The 21,313-nt window shown below is 42.2% G+C and carries 18 protein-coding genes; 15 read left to right on the top strand and 3 right to left on the bottom strand.

Going from position 1 to position 21,313, the window contains the following annotated elements; all coding sequences use genetic code 11:
- The first annotated feature begins 634 nt into the window (after positions 1 to 634).
- From IQ19_RS03940 to pssA, 7 genes are all read left to right on the top strand, one after another.
- Positions 635 to 1,198, top strand: a complete 564-nt coding sequence (locus IQ19_RS03940) for a competence protein ComK (RefSeq protein WP_144539998.1) — start codon at positions 635 to 637, stop codon at positions 1,196 to 1,198.
- A gap of 75 nt (positions 1,199 to 1,273) precedes the next feature.
- Complete coding sequence (locus IQ19_RS03935; RefSeq protein WP_144539996.1) at positions 1,274 to 2,041, top strand: 3-hydroxyacyl-CoA dehydrogenase; 768 nt, start codon at positions 1,274 to 1,276, stop codon at positions 2,039 to 2,041.
- 174 nt (positions 2,042 to 2,215) lie between these two features.
- A complete protein-coding gene (locus IQ19_RS03930) occupies positions 2,216 to 3,361 on the top strand; it encodes an acyl-CoA dehydrogenase family protein (RefSeq protein ID WP_144539994.1) in 1,146 nt (381 codons plus the stop codon).
- A gap of 12 nt (positions 3,362 to 3,373) precedes the next feature.
- Positions 3,374 to 4,525: a thiolase family protein gene (locus IQ19_RS03925; protein WP_144539992.1), complete on the top strand. Its 1,152-nt coding sequence runs from the start codon at positions 3,374 to 3,376 to the stop codon at positions 4,523 to 4,525.
- A gap of 20 nt (positions 4,526 to 4,545) precedes the next feature.
- Positions 4,546 to 6,114, top strand: coding sequence for a fatty acid--CoA ligase (locus IQ19_RS03920; protein ID WP_144539990.1), 1,569 nt, complete (start codon positions 4,546 to 4,548; stop codon positions 6,112 to 6,114).
- A 17-nt stretch (positions 6,115 to 6,131) separates the two neighbouring features.
- Positions 6,132 to 7,262, top strand: coding sequence for a CaiB/BaiF CoA transferase family protein (locus tag IQ19_RS03915; RefSeq protein ID WP_242020886.1), 1,131 nt, complete (start codon positions 6,132 to 6,134; stop codon positions 7,260 to 7,262).
- A gap of 476 nt (positions 7,263 to 7,738) precedes the next feature.
- Positions 7,739 to 8,434, top strand: a complete 696-nt coding sequence (gene pssA / locus IQ19_RS03910) for a CDP-diacylglycerol--serine O-phosphatidyltransferase (RefSeq protein WP_110065252.1) — start codon at positions 7,739 to 7,741, stop codon at positions 8,432 to 8,434.
- 61 nt (positions 8,435 to 8,495) lie between these two features.
- Here pssA and IQ19_RS03905 read toward each other — a convergent pair whose 3' ends face one another.
- The 3 genes from IQ19_RS03905 to IQ19_RS03895 all read right to left on the bottom strand — a co-directional run bounded on the left by IQ19_RS03905 (position 8,496) and on the right by IQ19_RS03895 (position 11,149).
- Positions 8,496 to 8,870 carry a nucleotide excision repair endonuclease gene (locus tag IQ19_RS03905; protein WP_110065251.1) on the bottom strand — a complete coding sequence of 125 codons (375 nt, stop codon included), beginning with the start codon at positions 8,868 to 8,870 and terminating at the stop codon, positions 8,496 to 8,498.
- A gap of 301 nt (positions 8,871 to 9,171) precedes the next feature.
- Positions 9,172 to 10,332: an FAD-dependent oxidoreductase gene (locus tag IQ19_RS03900; protein ID WP_144539988.1), complete on the bottom strand. Its 1,161-nt coding sequence runs from the start codon at positions 10,330 to 10,332 to the stop codon at positions 9,172 to 9,174.
- A 352-nt stretch (positions 10,333 to 10,684) separates the two neighbouring features.
- Entirely contained in the window at positions 10,685 to 11,149 is a 465-nt protein-coding gene (locus IQ19_RS03895) for a hypothetical protein (protein ID WP_144539986.1), read from the bottom strand.
- 258 nt (positions 11,150 to 11,407) lie between these two features.
- Here IQ19_RS03895 and adhP point away from each other — a divergent pair, with 258 nt between their 5' ends.
- The 8 genes from adhP (at position 11,408) to IQ19_RS03855 (ending at position 21,220) form a co-directional block, all read left to right on the top strand.
- Entirely contained in the window at positions 11,408 to 12,424 is a 1,017-nt protein-coding gene (gene adhP / locus IQ19_RS03890; RefSeq protein ID WP_144540111.1) for an alcohol dehydrogenase AdhP, read from the top strand.
- A 597-nt stretch (positions 12,425 to 13,021) separates the two neighbouring features.
- Positions 13,022 to 13,792 (top strand): ABC transporter ATP-binding protein, encoded by a 771-nt coding sequence (locus IQ19_RS03885; protein WP_144539984.1) that lies wholly within the window; start codon positions 13,022 to 13,024, stop codon positions 13,790 to 13,792.
- A 57-nt stretch (positions 13,793 to 13,849) separates the two neighbouring features.
- Complete coding sequence (locus IQ19_RS03880) at positions 13,850 to 15,757, top strand: AMP-binding protein (RefSeq protein WP_144539982.1); 1,908 nt, start codon at positions 13,850 to 13,852, stop codon at positions 15,755 to 15,757.
- Positions 15,758 to 16,642, top strand: a complete 885-nt coding sequence (locus IQ19_RS03875; protein ID WP_144539979.1) for a branched-chain amino acid ABC transporter permease — start codon at positions 15,758 to 15,760, stop codon at positions 16,640 to 16,642.
- Positions 16,643 to 16,645: 3 nt separating this feature from the next.
- A complete protein-coding gene (locus tag IQ19_RS03870; protein WP_144539977.1) occupies positions 16,646 to 17,707 on the top strand; it encodes a branched-chain amino acid ABC transporter permease in 1,062 nt (353 codons plus the stop codon).
- A 96-nt stretch (positions 17,708 to 17,803) separates the two neighbouring features.
- A complete protein-coding gene (locus IQ19_RS03865) occupies positions 17,804 to 18,982 on the top strand; it encodes an ABC transporter substrate-binding protein (RefSeq protein ID WP_144539975.1) in 1,179 nt (392 codons plus the stop codon).
- A gap of 277 nt (positions 18,983 to 19,259) precedes the next feature.
- Positions 19,260 to 20,048: an ABC transporter ATP-binding protein gene (locus IQ19_RS03860; RefSeq protein WP_144539973.1), complete on the top strand. Its 789-nt coding sequence runs from the start codon at positions 19,260 to 19,262 to the stop codon at positions 20,046 to 20,048.
- On the top strand, positions 20,048 to 21,220 hold the full coding sequence (locus tag IQ19_RS03855; RefSeq protein WP_144539971.1) for a phenylacetate--CoA ligase family protein: 1,173 nt from the start codon (positions 20,048 to 20,050) through the stop codon (positions 21,218 to 21,220). Before IQ19_RS03860 ends, IQ19_RS03855 begins: the two co-directional genes overlap by 1 nt.
- The last annotated feature ends 93 nt before the right edge of the window (positions 21,221 to 21,313 follow it).

Genomic DNA, 21,313 nt, shown 5'->3' with positions numbered 1-21,313 from the left:
GTTAATCGGAAGTTAAAACGACTATCGTCCATGTTTTGTCCATCTCAGGCACCGTAAAATGTGAACATTTATCGAAACTTATCAAAGGGAACTTAACTCATTAAAAAATAAATATTAACCAAAGAAATCAATAGAAAGCTGACAATTTTATCTGCATTTAACAAAAAAACAAAATATTATACACCTTTACTAGTAAAAGTGTCTATGAAGTTAATCAAATAGGAAGAGAAGCCATTTTTTCGCTACGAAAATAGCATAAAATTATATAAAAATATTTTTACATTTAATAGAAATAATAGGTATAATAGTCCCGAAAGCGCGGAATTTGTCGTAATTTAGTGTATTTATAGCAGGATATCTGCTTAGTAAGTCTCCTCGTACCTGCTTCTCCTTAGAATGTTGTCCTCACCATGAACATTATTTATTGACAAAATAATTTTCCCTTAATGGAAACTAAAGCGCTTTCTTTAAAAGGAGGTGTGATAGCGTTATAAAAATAAAATCTCCCTTGCCTAAGCCTGGCGGACTCACACAAGAGAGAGAGGTGAAAGGAGTATACCTTTCCGTGTAAGTATACTCCTTTTTATTAAAATGTGAAATATGTCACAAAAATTTTAAAAAGGGAGAAAAAAATATGGGGAGTATTAAAGAAAAGTTTGTAATAAGACGGGATACAATGGCCATTTTACCGGGATTCACGACGAGCGGAAACTACTCAAAAGTAATGGAAGGGAACCATAATTTTTGTGTGGATTTATCACCATACCAGTTAATGAATGAAAGTCTTTTGCATTATTGCTCTGATTTAAAGGGAGCCATACGGGGAACAAAAACGATTCTCGGGAACATACATATTCCGCCCGTACGCATTAATGGCAATCCGGATATGTACTGGATCCCTCACAAATCACCAAAACAGGCAGACTGTGTTTGGATTGCTCTGCATCATATTGCAGATATAGACTATTATTCTAAAAACCATACAAGTGTAATCTTGAGCAATGGCTGTATCATTATTTTGGAGATTAGCTTAAAACAGCTTCAATTCAGAATTGATTCTGCTGAACAGCTTCAATACAAAATGAAGAAAAAAACGGATAGAACAAGAACCTTCATGCTTGATCCTGAATATGGCATGCAATTCATACGGGATGAATATAACAATTACCGAAATAAAGATTTAAAGCAAGTATTTTAAGATAATCAGCAGGAAAAACCAGCCTGTAAATGGAAAAGAACTCCTAAGAAAGCATAATAAAATGGGAGGCTCATTATGAAACTTCAGGATTGCAGGGCAATAATCACTGGCGGAGCTTCAGGGCTAGGCGAAGCGACTGCCAGGAAGATAGCGGGAAGTGGCGGAAAAGTACTTATTGCTGATCTGGCAGAAGAGCGTGCGCAAAAGCTTATGGAGGATTTAGGAGAAAATGTCCTCTATATAAAAACGGATGTCACAAAGGAAGAAGACGTCCAAAGAGCAGTTTCATATGCTGCAGATCAATTTAGGTATATTAATACGGTGATTAATTGTGCGGGAATAGGGATAGCTGCTAAATTACTGGGCCGCAGGGGGATTCATGAGCTTGAAACATTCTCCAAAGTTATCTCTATTAATCTTGTAGGGACTTTCAATGTTATCAGATTAGCTGCGGACCAGATGACAAACAATGAACCTAATGAACACGGAGAAAGAGGGGTCATTATTAACACGGCTTCTGTCGCAGCCTTTGAAGGGCAAATAGGGCAGGCTGCCTACAGTGCTTCAAAGGGAGGTGTGGTAAGCATGACTTTGCCAATCGCCAGAGAGCTTGCCTCTTATGGTATCCGTGTTATGACCATCGCTCCAGGTTTATTCCATACACCTATGTTTGAATCACTCCCTGAAGAGGCGAGAAATTCTTTGGGGAAAATGGTACCTTTTCCATCAAGATTAGGGTATCCGGAAGAATATGCCAAGCTTGCTGAAGGCATTTTGGAAAATCCGATGCTGAATGGAGAAACGATCCGCCTGGACGGCGGTATTCGTATGCAGCCAAAATAGGAATAAAGAAACCTAACCTTTCAATTGTGAAGAAGGTTAGGTTTTTTTAAAATTATTATTCTAAATGTTCTAAAAATAATGATAATTATTGTACAATATATATGAAAGCCTTTACAAAGGCGGGAATGCATCAATATTTATGGCAAGAAAATTTATGGATTCGGAGGGAAAGCCATGGCTGCACCATACATACAGGAAGAGCATGAAATTTTTAGAGAGTCTTTACGCAAATTTTTAGAGAAGGAAGCCTATCCGAATTATGAGCAATGGGAAGAGGACGGAATTATTCCTCGAGAGTTTTGGCGCAAAATGGGTGAGCAGGGCTTTTTATGTCCTGATATTGAGGAGAAGTATGGCGGAAGCGGAGTGGACTGGGGCTTTGCGGTTGTCATCAATGAAGAGCTGGAACGGGTAGGTTCAGGTCTTGTCGGAATCGGGCTTCACAACGATATCGTAGTTCCATACATAACTGCATACGGAACAGAGGAGCAGAAAAAAAGATGGCTGCCAAAATGCACAACTGGGGAGACCATCACCGCGATTGCCATGACTGAACCAGGGGCTGGTTCGGATTTGGCAGGGATTAAAACGACAGCAAAGCTTGAAGGGGACCATTATATTGTGAATGGCGAAAAGACCTTCATAACAAATGGAATCCATTCAGACTTGATAATCGTAGCCTGCAAAACGGATCCGAATGCCGAGCCAAGGCACAAAGGCGTTAGTTTGCTTGCGATAGAGAGAGATACACCCGGTTTTAGCAGGGGAAGGAAGCTAAAAAAAGTAGGGCTTCATTGTCAGGACACAGCAGAGCTGATTTTTGAGGACTGCAAGGTTCCAAAAGAGAACTTAATTGGTGAAGAAGGAAAAGGCTTTTTATATTTAATGGAAAAACTGCAGCAGGAACGGCTTGTAGTTGCAATCGCCGCACAAGTGGCAGCAGAAGAAATGCTTAAATTGACACTTGAATATGTCAAGAACCGCCAGGCTTTTGGAAAGCAGATCAGCCGATTCCAAAACACTCAATTCAAAATAGCTGAAATGGCTACGGATATTGAAATGGGAAGGGCATTTCTTGACAATTTAATTGCCGAGCATATGGAAGGCAAAGATGTGGTTACAAAAGTATCAATGGCGAAATGGAAATTGACAGACAATGCCCGGAGAATTGCTGCTGAATGTATGCAGCTTCATGGCGGCTATGGCTATATGGAAGAATACGAGATTGCCAGAAGGTTCAGGGATATTCCTGTCGCCAGCATATATGCCGGTACAAATGAAATCATGAAAAGTATTATTGCTAAAAATATGGGCTTATAAGGAGGAGCAAATATGCGTGAGGCTGTCATTGTAGAAGGAGTGCGCACCCCTGTCGGCAGAAAAAATGGACTTTTAAAAGATATCCGGGCCGATGATCTGGCTGCAGAGGCTTTAAAAGCGCTGGTAAATCGCGCAGGCATTGACCCGGCCATCATTGATGATGTCATCATTGGATGCGTATCGCAAATCGGGGAGCAAACAGGGGATATTGCGAGGGTAGCCGCATTGATTGCCGGCTTTCCTATTGAGGTTCCTGGAACAACTATTGACCGCCAGTGTGGTTCAAGCCAGCAGGCTGTCCATTTCGCTGCACAGGCTATTTTAGCAGGAGATATGGATGTGGTCATTGCAGGCGGAGTTGAAAGCATGTCCCGTGTCCCCATAGGCTCCAGCTATCAAGGTGTTGGATTCAGCGAAAAGCTGACAAGCAGGCATGAAATTATTCACCAGGGATTGTCGGCAGAACGAATTGCAAAAAAGTATGGATTTACAAGAGAACAATTGGATCATTATTCATATGAAAGCCATCAAAAAGCATTGAAGGCTCAGGCTGAAGGCTATTTTGCCCGGGAGATTGCACCAGTGAAAGTGACTCTGCCTGACGGACAAACCGTCACTGTAATAGAAGATTCCGGACCCCGGAAAGAAACATCTGTAGATTCCCTGAGCAGCTTAAAAACAGTTTTCAAGGAAGATGGAGTTATTCATGCAGGCAACTCAAGCCAAATTAGTGATGGAGCAGCTGCCCTTTTAATTATGTCCCGTGAAAAAGCCGAGGAACTGGGGCTTAAACCGAGGTTTAGGATTCTTGCCCGTTCAGTGGTAGGCTCTGATCCTACCTTAATGCTGACAGGGCCGATTCCAGCAACAGAAAGAGTCTTAAAAAAAGCCGGTTTATTAATTGATGAGATTGATGTTTTTGAAGTGAACGAAGCTTTTGCCCCGGTCCCGCTTGCCTGGCTGAAGGAAACAGGGGCCGATCCGGGCAAGCTCAATCCAAACGGCGGCGCGATTGCGCTTGGCCATCCGCTTGGAGGAAGCGGTGCCCGCTTAATGGTCACCATGATGCATGAATTGGAAAGGACCGGAGGACGTTACGGCCTGCAGACAATGTGCGAAGGCCATGGAATGGCAAATGCAACAATTATTGAACGATTAGATTAAAAATATGGGGAGGAATGAAAATGACGACTACAATTGGGAAAATTTTTGACTTAACTGCTGGGAAGTTTCCGAACAAAGAAGCTTTGTATGATGTCAGGAAAAATCTGCGTTTTACTTATAAAGAATGGAGCCTGGAAATTAATAAACTAGCAAATGCCCTATTAAATGCAGGTGTAAGGAAAGGCGATAGGGTTTCAACCTATTTATTTAACACCGAAGAACTGGCAACTGCATTTTTTGCCTGTGCGAAAATTGGTGCGGTGTTCAATCCGATCAACTTCAGGCTGATGTCCGAGGAAGTAGCTTATATTCTCCAGGATGCAGAACCAAAAGTAGTGTTATTTGAGCAAATGCTGGAATCCGGCATTATTCCCATTGTTCAGCGTTTCCCCCACACATCCTTCTGGTACATTGATGAAAACGCGCCCGAATATGCAGCATCTTATCGAGAAAAAGTCGCTTTGGCACCACACACCGATATTGAAGGGGATATAGAAGAGAATGACTTATACGCCATTATGTACACTAGCGGTACAACCGGGAGGCCAAAGGGTGTGGTTCATCGCCATCGGGATATGGTGGAACAAAGCCTCATCGTCATCGGGGCGACAAAGCTCGAAAGCAGCGATAATGGCCTCGTAACCGCACCTATGTTTCATTGTGCAGAGCTTCATTGTGCCTTTTTGCCCCGTGTGCATGTGGGTGCAAAAAATACAATCCTCCATCATTTTGAACCGAAAGAAGTTTTACGGTTAATTACTGAAGACAAAATTACAAAATTTTTCGCGGCGCCAACAATGTGGAATATGCTTCTGCAGGAAAACCTCAGTGATTATAATCTTGAAAGCCTTAAACTGGGGCTTTACGGAGCCGCTCCGATGGCTCCGGCACTCGTTTATGCTTGCCGCGAGAAATTGGGCATTTCCCTTGTGCAGGCATATGGAATGACGGAAATGGGCCCTGCTATCTCGTTCCTATCTGAACACGATCAGATCAGAAAAGCCGGCTCCGCGGGGCAGGCATGCTTAAATCATGAAATACGAATTGTCCGGCCAAACGAAGACGGCCCATCGGATCCGGAAGATACCGTTCCAGCAGGAGAGACAGGCGAAATAATCGTGCAAGGCCCATGTATGATGAGTGGCTATTTCAATCGGGAAGAAGCTACCCAAAATGCGATGCATAGCGGCTGGTACCATTCGGGCGATATTGGGTTCCTGGATGAAGAGGGGTTTCTATTTGTAAAAGACCGTGTCGACGACATGATCATAAGCGGAGGAGAAAATATCTATCCGCGTGAAGTGGAAGATATTTTATATACGCATAATGGAGTTCTTGATGTTGCGGTAATCGGCCAGCCTGATGACCGATGGGGAGAAACAGTTACGGCATTTGTTGTAAAAAAAGATCCTTCCCTGACAGAACAAGCGCTGGACGAACTTTGTAGAAACAGCATCGAGCTCGCCAATTATAAACGGCCAAGAAAGTATGTATTTTGTGATGTCCTGCCAAGAAATGCAAGCGGCAAGATCCAAAAATTCATGCTTCGCAAACAGCTTGAAGATTTATTTGCAGATGGGAAAATATAAGCCGCAGAAAGGATTGCATGATGTTAAAAGGCATAAGAATAATCGACTTTTCAAATTATCTCCCAGGCCCGTATGCCTCAATGAGACTGGCAGAACTGGGAGCTGAAATCATTAAAGTGGAACCGGTAAATGGAGACCCGGCCAGACATTTAGATATCAAAATCGAGGGTACAGGTGCTGTATTTGTGGCCAATAACCGCGGAAAAAAAAGCATAACGCTGGATTTAAAAAAGGATGATGGGCGAGTTGCTGCCCTGAAGATGATAGCTGAAAGTGATGCTGTTCTAGAAAGTTTCCGTCCAGGTGTTATGAAAAAGCTGGGGCTTGATTATGATTCTGTTAAAATGCTGAAGCCAGATATCGTCTATTGCTCCCTTACAGGCTACGGTGAGAATGAAGGCTACCGCAACCTCGGAAGCCATGACTTAAACTATATGGCAGTCAGTGGGGTCCTTGCCCAGTTTAAGGATCGAAACGGAAGGCCAATTCATCCCGCCAATACAATGGCAGATTATATGGGAGGCATGGCAGCGAGCGAAAGAATACTGGCTGCTTTGCTTTCCTGTAAGCTTACTGGCATTGGCGGTTATCATTGTATTTCCATAGCCGAGGTTATGGCTTCAATCATGGGAAACCATTTGCTGATTGAGAATGAGACAGGCTATTCAAATGGAATTTCTGTTTTAAATGGGGAAGTCATTGCTTATTCAATCTATGAAACAAGGGATAAACGTTTCATGGCACTTGCTGCTCTGGAGCCTAAGTTTTGGGTGAACTTCTGTAAAGCAGCGGGGAGGGAAGATTGGATCGAGGCTCAGTTTTCCAAGACTAATGGTGATAATCCTATTTTTATGGAAGTAACGGAACTATTCAAAAGCAGGACAATGAGGGAATGGTCCGAATTTGGACAAGCAGTTGATTGCTGCCTGACTCCTATATTGGAAACGGATGAACTGAAAGACTTTCCACTTTACAAAAGAACTTTTGAAAAAAACCTAAGTTATCCTGCCATTAAAATGCATGGCGGTTTAAAGTCTGAAGCGGCATTGCCTCCAAAAAAAGGGGAGCATACCGAAGAAGTTTTAACAGAGATTGCGGGAATATCAGCGGAGAAGATAAAGAATATGAAAAAAGAGAAAGTACTTTAAAAGTAAGCAAGAACGTTTTATGGGCTGGCGGCGCTGAGTTTTTTAGAAAGCCAGATGAAATCAGAAGATAAAAAAATGAGCAGACCCTTAATCTATGAGATAAGGGCCTTTTCATTGGATAAGTATCGAAAATAGTAATACTGGCAAAATTAATACGAATCACTGTCCCTGATAGGATCGTGAAAGGGAAAAAACCTAAATTTGGGAAGGAAATCATTTGTAGTATAAACTTTGGCGGAAGGGCAAAGGCGAGTTCTCTTTGGAGCCTGAGCGATTAATAAGCATCATTTATCACCTCCTTGTCTATACAATATAATGAAAGCTTAACGATTGTTGTATGGACAAGTAACAATGGGATGTATATTTGCTGTCGCTATTTGAAAGAAGGCAACTGTGTACAAGGATTAAATGATATAATGAATGGGAATACAGACTAAAATAAACTTTTTATAAAATTTGGAGTGTGATGGTCACGAGTGCGTTTTATTAAAACAATCCCAAACATGGTTACATTGGGTAACTTATATTGCGGTTTTCTTTCAATTGGTTTTGCTGCCAATGGACAATTCAAAAATGCAGCTATTCTCATCTTAATTGGCATGATGCTTGATAGCATGGACGGCAGGCTCGCCAGAATGCTGAAAGCGGATAGTACGCTTGGAAAAGAGCTGGATTCACTGGCAGACATTGTTACGTTCGGAGTTGCACCCTCGTTTTTGGTATTTTATACATACTTCTTTCAATTTGGAATACTTGGATTAATTGTTTCAGGTCTTTTTCCATTGTTCGGAGCCTATCGATTGGCCAGATTTAACATTAGTCCTCCGAAATCCTCGCTGAACTATTTTATCGGAGTACCCATAACAGCAGCCGGAGGAATTATGGCTATTCTGACATTGTTTGGTGACCGGATTCCCAATATCATTACAACGGTTGTGTTCACGGCATTATGCTTTTTAATGGTAAGCAGAATACGAATTCCCAGCTTTAAGGAAGTTCCTCTTCCAAAATACGGGACGATCGTTACAATCTTTTTGGGAAGTGTATTGTACGTTATCTATAAGGGATCATATGGGCCATTTCCCAACTTGATTTACATTGCCATTCCGCTATATATAGCGTATTTGGCCTATAGGTTTATTAAAGGGAAAAATAAAAAAGATATCGATTAGCAGACTCTTTTAAAAGGGTCTGTTTTTTAGTGAAAAGAAAAAAAAGGCCTAACTGGCCTTTTTACTTGTAGAAGACTTTGTCAATATTATATTTTGCTTGCAGTGTATTGATAATATAGGTTTCATAAATTTCCCGTTCCATGCTATCTTCCACATAGATAACGGCAATTTTATAGACTTCATCACGGTGGTTTTTGATTGGAGATACATTGTCTTCAAAATGCTTTTTGACACGCTGCCTTAATTTGCGGGCTTTCCCTACAAACAGCAGGTCTTCATTCACATCAAAAAACAAAATCATGCCGCCTTTGTCTCTGGGAATCTTATGGTAATCTGTGAACCCATAGACACTGCTAAGCTCACTTTCGCTTGCCTGTCCAGTTTGCCTGTTTTTTGTAATAACGAGATTTGGTTCAGGGATTTCAATTTTAATCATTATCATCACTTCCTATTCTGAACTAAAGGGTACCATAAACTTGCTAAGTAATCCACAATCCGGAAAAAAACGGATAATTGCATTTATTTTGTCCAGAGTCAGGATTCGTGATTCAAAACCTGTTCGAAAATCTAAAAACACTTCTCAGCACCCGTGGAGTGAATAAACTGAATGGATGTGCTTGCAAATGGAGAACCTTCATAAAGCGCCCGTATATGTATGGATTATATGAACAAGCCAGCACGACTTTTTTAACATACCATTGAATCAGCAGAAGCCCAACAGGCTTTGCTCCCTTTGTCTAAGAAAATCTGAAGTCTTCTGTTAAGGCAATTAACCATGGAATATCAACGATTTTGCCGATTTTATGATGAAAAATTTTTGGATCAGCTTCTGCATCTCCTGCTTTTTTGAATACCTCCTGTAATGCTTTCGCTTCCTTTGCGGCTAAACTCATCCCCTGGGCAAAAACTGGATCAATCCGGCAAAAAGCATCTCCCATCACAATCAGCCCTTTTGGGAATGACTTTAACTTTTCAAAATGAAACCGGCGTAATGCGGGGAAGCGGTATACTTCTGTATCCGTAACCGGTTCGCCATCCTTAATTGCTTCATAAACATGCGGCTGCTCTAAATTCTTTGCATATTCCAGAAAATCATTGTTATCAGCCGGCGGTGACTTGACCCCATATCCAAGCAGTGTAATCATCCATTGATTATCTTCAGTTGGAGAAATACCGCCGCCACAAGCTTGAGCGGGCGGATTCGGATAAACCAATAAACTTTTCCATTCTCTCTGGATAGGGGAAAGTTTTCGGTAAATCCGGTTTGCATAAAATAAGTTTACTTTAACTTCTGTTTTCTCTGGTGTTGTAAAGCCTAGCTTTTTAAGCCATTGAGCTGCAAGTGAACTGGCCCCGGAAGTTTCCACTGTTAAATCAGAACTAAATTCAACCATTTCATCAGCAGTTTCAGCTTCAATTCCGGTTACTCTGGAACCATCGGTGAGCAGCCCTTTGACCTTTGTATTATAAAGAGTATGTATATTGCCAATCCTATCGATTCTTCTTCTGATATGCCCTTCAAGAAATGTGCGGCTTTGCTGGATGATGGAAAGGCCTGAATCATATTTGATCTTCCAGCTTCCATGAAAGTGCCAGGCCAGATCATTGGCAAAATCAGCAGGTACAGATCCTTCTTTAATCATTTCATCAATAAGCCCAGGAAAAAGTTCCTCCAGTATTTCTTCACCGCTTTTTAAAAGAACATGTCCTTGAGCTCCTTGAGCTCCTTGAGGAATTCCTTTTCGAAGCTGTCTTTTTGTGCTTTTCGGGTCTTTTTCAATTATAATAACCTCTTCAAAAAACTCCGAAAGCACGCGTGCAGCCAGCATGCCTGCAATGCTTCCTCCAATCACTATAGCTGTTTTCTTTTCTATGTATTGTGTATTACTTTCAATCATACAAAATCCCCCAAAATCTGCTTGCTTATCTAATAGTACCCGAAGAGGTTCCTGTTTGGACAGGAAAATTTTTCATAAGCAATTAGCTCTGGTAACTTGTCTGTTAATTTCCGCTCAAGAAGCTCAGCGGGACCGGGGGAGGTCCGGGAGCCTCCTAGGCACCGTAGCCTGCGGGGTCTCCCTTTGACACGTATTTCCCTAAGGACATTTAATAAGCATCCTCGAAGCACCGCTAGAAAAAAATGCGAATGCATTTTCGAGGATCTCGCGCCTTCCGCTCCAATCAACATAGTGTAAAATCATAAATGAGCTTTACAAAGCCAAGCAATTAAAAAAGGATCCCTTCAGATCCCTAGAAAGCGTTTATCCTTTCCTTTCTTTCATTTGTCATTTTCATAAGCAATTCATTGTTAAGTGAGCGGGCCATATTAAGGGTAAGATCGAGCACCTTTTTCAAGCCTTCCTTCTGTCCGCTATTAACAGCAATATGGTCGCATTTGATTTCATTTTCTACACTTATGCTGTTGCTCCCAACAGGGTAGGTGATGTGCCCAACCTCATGCCAGATAATTGCTTCTTTAACTTCTCTATCTATACAGAACTTCTCATAATCATAAACGACAATAAACCAGTCATACCGGGGATCGAGTGATTGGTAAAACATTGTTAGAAGTCTGCAGTCAATATTCCATAAACGCAGCCAATGTTCGTCCCGTAATCCAAAATTTTTTAATACACTCTGTTTATCTTCGACGATGGCAGCTTTTCCGGAAAGGCCGTAACGGGGAGGATATAACTCTTCGCATACACAGATCAAGTGAAATTCTCCTTTTTAAAAAAGTTCTACTAGCATTGTTATGTATATTTTTGAGTTTTAATCAACATGTAATTTAAAATTCAAGCCATTTATTAATTTGTTTGAAAAAATGTTATAAATGTTCGTCTAGTATGTGAAATTATTCACAAAATCATTGTAGAATAACGGCATTTTTAAGACAATAAACACGTGGTTGATAGACCAAAATTACGCTTGAGGTGAAGAGACATGTGTGAACAGTGCAGCACTGAAAAAATGATGAAAGCAGCAGTTGTACATGAATTTAAAGAAAACCTGGCGATTGAAAACGTTAAAATTCCATCAGTAGGAAAGAATGATGTTTTAGTAAAAATCAAAGCTTGCGGCGTTTGCCATACAGATCTGCATGCAGCCCATGGAGACTGGCCGGTTAAACCAACACTTCCGCTCATTCCCGGCCATGAAGGTGTAGGGGAAATTGTTGAGGTCGGAGAAGGAATAACACACTTGAAGGCAGGAGACAGGGTTGGTGTTCCTTGGCTGTATTCCGCTTGCGGACATTGTGAATATTGCTTAACGGGACGTGAAACTCTGTGCCATAACCAGCTAAATGCAGGCTACTCAATCAATGGAGGCTACGCAGAATATTGCCTGGCAGATGCACGCTATGTAGTAAAAGTTCCCGATTCGCTTGATTATGTTGAAGCTGCACCAATCTTTTGTGCAGGAGTGACTACATATAAAGCCCTTAAAGTCGGGGAAGCAAAACCGGGTGAATGGGTGGCTGTTTATGGAATCGGGGGACTAGGCCATGTGGCAGTGCAATATGCTAAAGCAATGGGATTAAAGGTCATTGCAGTTGATACGTTTGACGATAAACTGCAGCTGGCAAAAGATTTAGGAGCGGATGTAACAGTTAATCCGAAAGAGGAGGATTCAGCAATCGTTATCCAGCGTGAAATTGGCGGTGTCCAGGCATCTATTTGTACAGCTGTTTCCAAGCATGCTTTTAATGAAGCATACAGGTCTGTAAAGCGCGGCGGAAAGTGTGTGGCAGTAGGCTTGCCGCCTGAAGTAATGGAAGTGCCGATTTTTGACACCGTCCTGAATGGTGTCAGCATCGTTGGATCCATTGTCGGATCAAGGAAGGACCTCCAGGAAGCATTACAATTTGCAGCGGATGGAAAAGTCAAAACGATAGTAGAAACAGCAGCTCTTGAAGAAATTAATAAAGTTTTTGATGACTTGGAACAGGGAAAAATAAATGGACGCATTGTTATTAAGTTCGAAGATTGACAGGTTGAAATAGTTCGTTTTAGGGTTGGGCACATTGGTGTCCAGCCTGTTTTGGCTGCAGCTGACAGAATACAGGGCATTTAAGATTTGGTTCAGCATCATTCGTGCCTGTAAATGTGAAAAGTATCGAGAGAAAGGGAAAGTAAGACTCCGATTCGTGCTTGTAAAATGGGAAAAACAGTAAGAAAGGGAACTAATCGTCCTGATTCGTGCCCGTTAGAAGGAAAAAGCAAAGAGAAGTGGAACTAATCGCCCTGATTCGTGCCCGTTAGAAGGAAAAAGCAAAGAGAAGTGGAACTAATCGCCCTCATTAGTACCCGTAAAAAGGCATAAGCAGAAGAAATATCCCCCATTTTTCAATTACCTGAACGATAATCTTATAGTCTCCTAAATTCTCCTATATCTATAGTGAAAAACACATCCGCATAAGGAATTTGTCATATCAAAAATGCATTGAACATAAAAATGAGAAAGTGCTGGGGTCTGTGAAAAAATATTTTTAAGAAAAAAAGGAAAAAAGTATTGCATAAAGAATATTTAAACTATTCATAATTTTATAAAAACTATTTCGCTGCTCGAAAAAGGGGGAATGAAAGTTTGGGAATTTTAGAGATTAAAGATGTCACACTGCGATTTGGCGGAGTTGTTGCTCTGGATCATGTCTCTTATGAAGTGAAGGAAGGAGAGATTTTTTCACTGATAGGGCCAAATGGTGCAGGTAAGACGAGTATGCTGAATTGCATTAGCGGTCTTTACAGGCCGGCTTCGGGGTCGATCAGCTTCAAGGGGGAAGATATTACCCGCTATAAGCCGCATAAAAGAGCCAGCCTCGGTATTGCCCGGGCATTCCAGAATATTGAACTTTTTCCGCATTTATCGGTATTGGACAATCTTATGCTCGGCCGCCATGTGAGGATGAAAACTGGGGTTCTTGCAGGAGGCTTTTATTGGGGAAAGGCACAAAGAGAAGAAATCGAACATCGTGAGAAGGTTGAGCAGGTAATCGATTTCCTCGAGATTGAGCACATTCGGAACACGCCTGTGGGTACACTTTCCTACGGTTTACAAAAACGGGTTGAAACCGGCAGGGCGCTTGCATTGGAACCAGAGATCCTTCTTTTGGATGAACCAATGGCCGGGATGAACAGCGAGGAAAAAGAGGATATGGCCCGCTATATTATCGATATCCACGAGGAAATGAAAACAACCATTATTTTAATAGAGCATGATATGGGCGTTGTCATGGATTTATCGGATCATATTGCGGTGCTGGATTTCGGCAAGCTCATCGGCTATGGGACACCAGAAGAAATCCAGAATAATCCTAAAGTAATAGAAGCTTATCTGGGAGAAGAAGATGCCGTATAAATAACAAAAAGCGGCTGTAAATATATCTTAATTTTTTATGGAGGGGGGATCAATTCTATGAGCTTGACATTTCCGCAGCTCTTAATTGAAAGGGTTTACAAAGATGGTTCGCAAGTAGCTTTGAGAGAAAAAGAGTTTGGTGTTTGGAACGAACTCACATATGCAGCTTTTTTAGGGCAGGTTAAAAACTTCAGTCTTGGATTGGCAACACTGGGGTTTGAAAGAGGAGATAAGCTTGCCATTATAGGCGATAACAGGCCTGAGTGGGTAATCAGCGAACTGGCGGCACAAAGCCTAGGCGGTATATCCGTCGGGATCTATCAGGAATCCCTTTCAACCGAACTCGGCTATATTATCGATGATTGCGATGCTACGGTTGTGGTAGCTGAAGATCAGGAGCAAGTGGATAAATTGCTGGAGATAAAAGAAACCATTCCTAAAGTGAAAACAATCATTTATTACGATCCTAGAGGAATGAGAGATTATCAGGAAGAATTTCTGCTTAAATTTGAAGATGTACTGGCACTGGGCAATACATTCAACTCACAGCAGCCTGCATTTTTTCAGCATGAAGTTGACAAAGGTACCACAGATGATGTCGCTATACTTTCCTACACTTCCGGAACAACTGGAAATCCGAAAGGCACCATGCTAACCTATCGAAATCTTGTAGAAATGGCTAAAAATCTAACAAGCATAGATCCGCTGACAGATAAGGATGAATATGTCTCTTTTCTGCCGCTTGCCTGGATTGGCGAGCAAATGATGACAATCGCTATGGGACTATATAACGGGATGACGATTAATTTCCCGGAAGAACCGACAACTGTCTTGGAGGATTTGCGGGAAATTGGCCCGCAGGTAATGTTTTCGCCGCCAAGAATCTATGAAGACATGGTTTCCCGCTTTCAGGTGAAGATTCAGGATAGCGGCTGGCTGAAAAGAAAGGTATATAACTGGTGCAAGCCAATTGGAGAGAAAGTCGCTAAAGCCCATTTTGAAAATAAACCGATAAGTTCGGGCACAAAACTTCTATATAAAATTGCGGACTACCTGATGTTCAGTGCCATTCGAGACCATATAGGGCTATTGAAAATCAAGCGGGCCTATACGGGAGGGGCTCCGCTTGGACCGGATGTGTTTGAGTTTTTTCACAGCATCGGAGTAAATGTGAAAAGCATTTACGGCCAAACAGAGGTTTCCGGTATTTCAATTGTGCATCGAGATGGAGACATCAAGCTGGATAGCGTCGGCATACCCATCCCAGGAACAGAAGTGAAGATTTCTGAGGAAGGTGAGATTCTTATTAAAAGCTCAAGTGTCTGTAAGGGCTACTACAAAAATGAAAAAAGTACAAAAGATACCATTCAGGACGGCTGGCTGCATACTGGGGATGCGGGCAGGCTGGATGAGGAAGGGCATTTATATATTATTGACCGGATTAAGGATGTTATCCGCCTTGATACTGGTGAGATGTTCTCTCCTCAATTTATTGAGAACAAACTGAAGTTCAGCTCTTATATCCAGGAGGCTGTAGCAATAGGCAAGGATCGGCCTTATGTGGTTGCAATGATAAATATTGATATGAAAAATGTGGGGCGCTGGGCAGAGAAGAACCAGATCAGCTATACAACCTATACAGATCTTTCCTCTAAGCCGGAGGTCCTTGATTTAATTGAAAAACAGGTCCAGGAAATCAATCAGTCTCTTCCTGAAAAAGCCCGTGTGAAGAAATTTGTCCTGCTATACAAAGAATTGGATGCAGATGATGAAGAACTAACGAGAACAAAGAAAGTACGCAGGCAATTTGTTGCCAAAAAGTATGAGTTGCTTATTGATGGTCTATACACCGAGGATAAAAAGATTAAGGTTAATGGAACCATCAAATATCGTGACGGTATAGAACAAACCATCCAAACGACACTTCAGGTCATCTTTATGGATGAAGGAGAGGGGGCGGCTTAAATGATCTTTTTCTTGCAAATGCTTGTAACAGGAATTGTAGTAGGAAGTGTCTACGCATTGGTGGCATTAGGTTTTGTATTAATATATAAATCCAGTGATGCCATCAACTTTGCACAGGGTGAGTTCCTTTTGATTGGAACCTATGTGTGTTTAACGCTTATAACAGCATACAACATACCTTTTGTGGCGGCATTGTTAATTGCATTAATATTTAGTGCAGTTCTTGGCTTTGTCATTGAACGAATCGTATTAAGGCCATTTATCGGAGAGCCGGTTATTTCGATGATCATGGCAACCATTGGTTTATCCAGTGTGCTTGCCGGTATTGTTCATATTACTTGGGGCCATGAAACACGTGTATTTCCTAAGGTTTTCTCTGAACAGCCGGTTAAGCTGGGAGAAATCGTGATAGCACCGGTTTATCTTTGGTCACTTTTAATCGTATTTATCATGCTTGGTATCTTTACCCTCTTTTTCAAATATTCAAAGCTTGGCATTGCAATGAGAGCCACTGCAGATGACCAGCAGGCGGCGATGTCAATGGGGATTAGCGTCAAAATGATTTTTGCAGTAGCCTGGGCAATTGCTGCAATTGTTTCAGCAGTCGGAGGAATCCTGCTTGGGAATATTAATGGCGTTAACGCTTCCCTTTCGGCTATCGGATTGAAGGTTTTGCCGGTTGCCATCCTTGGAGGGCTTGACAGTATTCCGGGCGCCATCATTGGCGGGCTCATTATTGGCATACTTGAAAGCTTGACTGGCGGTTACCTGGATCCATTGGTTGGAGGCGGTCTGAAAGAAGTGATGCCGTTTGTCATCCTCGTATTAATCCTGATGTTCAAGCCATATGGTTTGTTCGGAAAAAAAGAAATCGAGAGGGTGTAAACGATGAGAAATCCCTTTGTAATGGATTGTGGAGAATTCCATGTAAATTATAAACAGGATATGGCCATATGGAAAATTTCCAGAGTGCGGATGCGGGTATTCATTCTGCTGGCTGTTTTCGCGGTATTCCCGATGTTTGCCTCCGATTATGTGATTGGTTTAGCTACACTTTGTGGAATTGCTGCTATTGGAGCAATCGGATTAAATATCTTAACCGGTTTTACCGGGCAGATTTCAATAGGGGTAGGTGCATTTCTGGGTGTGGGAGGTTATACTTCTGCCATTCTGACAGCCAAGCTGGGGTTAAGCTTCTGGATTGCCATGCCGACTGCAGGTATTATAACGGCGGTTGTGGGCGGCTTGTTCGGTTTGCCATCGCTGAGGCTGAAAGGACTGTACTTAGCTATCGCTACCCTGGCAGCACAAGTGATTATCCTGTTTGTCATTTCTCGCTGGGACTCGTTAACAGGCGGAACAGCCGGAATGGTGTTATCAAGGCCGGAACTGGGCGGATTTGTTTTTTATAGCGAGCGCAGCTATTACTATCTGATGTTTATTGTTCTGGTTATTACAACCATATTTACCCTCAATCTCTTCCGCTCTCGGGTCGGCCGGGCATTTATAGCTGTCCGTGACCGTGATGTGGCAGCAGAAGTAATGGGAATTGATTTGTTTAAATATAAGGTGTTGGCATTTATTGTAAGTTCCTTTTTCGTTGGAATTGCAGGTGCCCTGCTGGGCCACTATACAATGGTGGTAAGTCCAGAGCTGTACAGCATTACAGTTTCCATTGAGTATTTGGCAATTATACTCGTAGGCGGATTGGGCAGTGTGTTCGGGTCAATTTATGGAGCAGTATTTATAACACTTCTGCCAGTTGTCCTTAGATCTGGGGTTGAGCTTTTAAGCGGAGTTTTCCCAGACTTATCAGCTGTCTTAATCGGCATGAAGGAAGTTGTATTCGGCCTGGTAATCATCTTGTTCTTAATCTATGAACCACAGGGACTTGCGAAGATCTGGAAGAATATTAAGGATTATTTTAAGCTTTGGCCGTTTTCTTATTAATTCCCGGGCAATAATATCTGAAAATTTTGAAAGTGTATTTAATAGGAAGTATACTTTCAATTTTTAATAAAAAAAGAAGGAATAAGGGGGAGCATAATGAAAAAATTTTGGGCAGGTTTATTGGCAGCAACACTAATGACTGGAGTGCTGGCTGGCTGTTCAGGCGGCGGTGAGGAAGCAGCGGCAGATAAAAAAGGCACAGTAAAAATCGGCGGTATTTTTGACCTGACAGGCGGTACCGGTGATGTAGGCACACCTTATGCAGAAGGGGAAAAAGCATTTTTTGAATCCATTGCCGGCGAGGATATCAACGGAAATAAGCTGGAATTAATCGGTGATGATTATGCGTACAAAATTCCTGAAGCACAGAAGTTATATCAAAAGTTAAAATCCAAAGATAAAGTAGCTGCCATTTTAGGATGGGGTACGGGTGATACTGAGGCCCTTCGCCAGCAGGTTGCAGCTGACAAACTTCCATTTATCTCAGCTTCTTACTCTGAGAACCTAAAAAATATTGATGAAAGCCCATATAACTTCCTGGCTGCTGCTTCCTATTCAGACCAGGCAAGATCTGTATTAAAGTGGATAAAAGATAATCATACTGGCGGTACACCGACTGTGGCTTTAATTTACAATGACACCGCATTTGGGAAGTCTCCAATCGAAGATGCCAAGAATTATGCCAAGGAAAATGGCATAGAAATTGTTGATGAACAAATTGTTGACTTGAAGACGCTCGATGCAACATCACAATTATTGAACATGGAAAAGAAAAATCCTGACTATGCGATTATTAACCAAACATGGGGAGCAACGGCAACAATTCTAAAGGATGCTAAAAAGCTTGGTTTGGATACACAATTTATCGGTTTAAACTGGGCTACAGGGGAAGGTTTGCTTCCAATTGCAGGCGATGCTGCTGAAGGCTTTATCGGTGTTGTAACTCATGCATTCCCGTATGAAGACCTTCCAGGAATGGAAGAGGTTAAAAAGTATGTAGAGAGCAAAGGTGAAAAGCTGGAAGACAAAAACCAGAAGTTTATCCAGGGCTGGGTGTCTGCCAAGATTATGGTTGAAGGGATAAAGCTTGCTGAAGATCCGACAACGGGCGAAGGCATCCGTGCTGGACTTGAGAAAATTTCAAACCTTGACCTTGGAGGATTGGCTGCACCGGTTACGTTCACAGCTGACAGCCATGCAGGCACAAATCAAATCCGTTTGGCAGAAGTTAAAAACGGAAAGTTCGAAGTGTTCACAGACTATATCGGCTACTAAACAGACTGGGGGCGAGGTTGATAACCCGCCTCCTGTTGAATTTTAAGGGTTGTGCAAGCTGTTATTAGGCGAAATTGTGAACTTAGCAAATAAAGTGGGGGATTTAGCGAACAATCTGAAAGGATTGGCGAATAAAATGCTTAAAACAGCAAAGAAATGTCAGATTTAGAGAATAAAAGTCGAAAACTGAAGAATAAACTTGAAACGGCTTAATAGATAAAGATAATAACAAAGGAAAATCAGGTTCAGCGAGATTAAGAAGCTGGGAGGATAAAGCATGCTGACAATTAACAATGTCGAAGTGATGTACGATAAGGTCATCCTTGTTCTAAAAGGGATGTCAATGGTCGTTCCTAAAGGGAAAATTGTTGCCCTGCTGGGTAGCAATGGTGCTGGTAAGACGACTACACTGAAAGCTATTTCCGGTTTGCTAAAAAGTGAAAATGGCGAAGTAACTGATGGTTTTATCGAATTATACGGCGAGCGGATTGATGTAAGCGATGCAGAAACCATTGTGAAAAAAGGCATTTTTCAATGCATGGAAGGCAGGCGCGTTTTCAAGCATCTTTCTGTAGAAGATAATTTAATTGCTGGCGCACATACCCGGAAGGACCGGAAAAATATTAAAAGTGATATCCAAAAAGTGTATCATTATTTTCCTAAGCTTGAAATGCTGAAGCACCGCCAGGCGGGCTATCTATCAGGCGGGGAGCAGCAAATGCTCGCCATCGGCAGAGGCATCATGGCCAAACCTAAAGTTCTCCTCTTGGATGAACCATCATTAGGACTAGCGCCGCTATTAGTGAAAGAAATCTTTGGCATCATAAAAAAAATCAATGAAGAAGAGGGAACGACTATTCTCGTAGTTGAACAGAATGCCAATGTTGCTCTTTCGATTGCAGACTATGGCTATATCATGGAAAATGGCCGGATCGTGATGGATGGGACAGTGGAACGATTGCTTTCCAATCAGGATGTGCGCGAATTTTACCTGGGTATGGGTGATAAAGGCCGGAAAAGCTATAGGGATATTAAATCCTATAAAAGAAGAAAGAGGTGGCTATAGTGGAAAACCTGCAGGATGTGATTCAGCATGCGTATGAAAAAGCACCGGGTTTTAAAAGGCAGCTTGATTCAGCCGGCCTATCACCCGATGATATTAAATCTGTTAAGGACCTTGAAGAAATTCCTGTACTTAAAAAAGACCGTTTGCCTGAACTGCAGGCTGCCAGCCAGCCTTTCGGAAACTTGGCCGCCATGGAGCCAAATGAAATGGCAAGAATCTTTATGTCGCCCGGGCCAATCTATGACCCGCAAACACATGAAAAAGATTTTTGGCGTTTTTCAGAGGCACTTCATGCGGCTGGATTTGGCCATGAAGACATTGTACAAAACACTTTCTCCTACCACCTGTCACCTGCAGGCTTTATGTTTGACTCGGCTCTTCGCGAATTAGGGGCAACTGTGGTCCCCGCAGGGACAGGGAACCGGGAGCTGCAGATCCAGGTGATGAAGGATGTGAAGGTAACCGGTTATGTAGGAACACCAAGCTTCTTTAATCTTTTGCTTGATGCAATAGAAGAAAAGGGCTGGAAGTTCGGCAAGGAAATAATCGTTGAAAAAGTATTTTTTACGGCGGAAATGCTGACTGTGCAAATGCGGAAAAGGTGCGAGAATAATGGCATTTTAGTTTTTGAAGGATATGGGACAGCGGATTGCGGCTGTCTGGCGTTTGAGGATAAACAAGGGCCCGGTTTAAAAGTGACGGATACAGCCATTGTGCAAATTTGCGATCCGCATACAGGGAAGGAAATTTCAGCAGGCGAGGGGGAGGTAGTCGTTTCGCTTTTTGATAAAAACTACCCGCTCATCCGGTTTGGAACGGGCGACCTTTCACGCTGGGTTGAAGGCTATGAAGGGAAAAGGATTGCCGGAGTGCTTGGGCGAGTAAACGATGGCGTTAAAGTGAAAGGAATGTTTGTAAGGGAAAAGCAGCTTGCACAAGTCTTGGAGGGAGCTGGGTATCCAGCTTTCCAAGCTATTGTCACAAATGAAAACGGGCAGGATGAGTTTAGGATTTTGGTAGAGTCCGAAGCTGAATTACAATCTGGATTAGCTGCCAAAATTCAGGATGTCATTAGAGTTAAGCCCCTTATAGAAAGAACAGTTTGCGGCAGGTTTAAAAAGGAAGAAAAAAAGCTGGTAGACAAACGGAATTACGAATTAAAAAAGGTTTAGATTAATGGAGGGCTGAAAAGCCTTCTTTTTTATTGTAGCCGGATTAACGACGATAATGGGAGAACCGAGGGAAGAAAGGTAGTTAATAAGCCG

Origin of the sequence: Cytobacillus oceanisediminis (genome assembly GCF_007830235.1) — a bacterium.
Classification (GTDB): Bacteria; Bacillota; Bacilli; order Bacillales; family Cytobacillaceae; genus Cytobacillus; species Cytobacillus oceanisediminis.
The sequence above is the reverse complement of the archived record's forward strand: the minus strand, read 5'-3'. Positions and strand labels throughout refer to the sequence as shown.

What these genes read in the sequence shown, in the direction of transcription:
- IQ19_RS03940 (WP_144539998.1), top strand. Translation starts at nt 635, where the DNA reads ATGGGGAGTATTAAAGAAAAGTTTGTAATAAGACGGGATACAATGGCC.
- IQ19_RS03935 (WP_144539996.1), top strand. Translation starts at nt 1,274, where the DNA reads ATGAAACTTCAGGATTGCAGGGCAATAATCACTGGCGGAGCTTCAGGG.
- IQ19_RS03930 (WP_144539994.1), top strand. Translation starts at nt 2,216, where the DNA reads ATGGCTGCACCATACATACAGGAAGAGCATGAAATTTTTAGAGAGTCT.
- IQ19_RS03925 (WP_144539992.1), top strand. Translation starts at nt 3,374, where the DNA reads ATGCGTGAGGCTGTCATTGTAGAAGGAGTGCGCACCCCTGTCGGCAGA.
- IQ19_RS03920 (WP_144539990.1), top strand. Translation starts at nt 4,546, where the DNA reads ATGACGACTACAATTGGGAAAATTTTTGACTTAACTGCTGGGAAGTTT.
- IQ19_RS03915 (WP_242020886.1), top strand. Translation starts at nt 6,132, where the DNA reads ATGATGTTAAAAGGCATAAGAATAATCGACTTTTCAAATTATCTCCCA.
- IQ19_RS03905 (WP_110065251.1), bottom strand. Translation starts at nt 8,870, where the DNA reads ATGATTAAAATTGAAATCCCTGAACCAAATCTCGTTATTACAAAAAAC.
- IQ19_RS03900 (WP_144539988.1), bottom strand. Translation starts at nt 10,332, where the DNA reads ATGATTGAAAGTAATACACAATACATAGAAAAGAAAACAGCTATAGTG.
- adhP (WP_144540111.1), top strand. Translation starts at nt 11,408, where the DNA reads ATGAAAGCAGCAGTTGTACATGAATTTAAAGAAAACCTGGCGATTGAA.
- IQ19_RS03880 (WP_144539982.1), top strand. Translation starts at nt 13,850, where the DNA reads ATGAGCTTGACATTTCCGCAGCTCTTAATTGAAAGGGTTTACAAAGAT.
- IQ19_RS03875 (WP_144539979.1), top strand. Translation starts at nt 15,758, where the DNA reads ATGATCTTTTTCTTGCAAATGCTTGTAACAGGAATTGTAGTAGGAAGT.
- IQ19_RS03870 (WP_144539977.1), top strand. Translation starts at nt 16,646, where the DNA reads ATGAGAAATCCCTTTGTAATGGATTGTGGAGAATTCCATGTAAATTAT.
- IQ19_RS03865 (WP_144539975.1), top strand. Translation starts at nt 17,804, where the DNA reads ATGAAAAAATTTTGGGCAGGTTTATTGGCAGCAACACTAATGACTGGA.
- IQ19_RS03860 (WP_144539973.1), top strand. Translation starts at nt 19,260, where the DNA reads ATGCTGACAATTAACAATGTCGAAGTGATGTACGATAAGGTCATCCTT.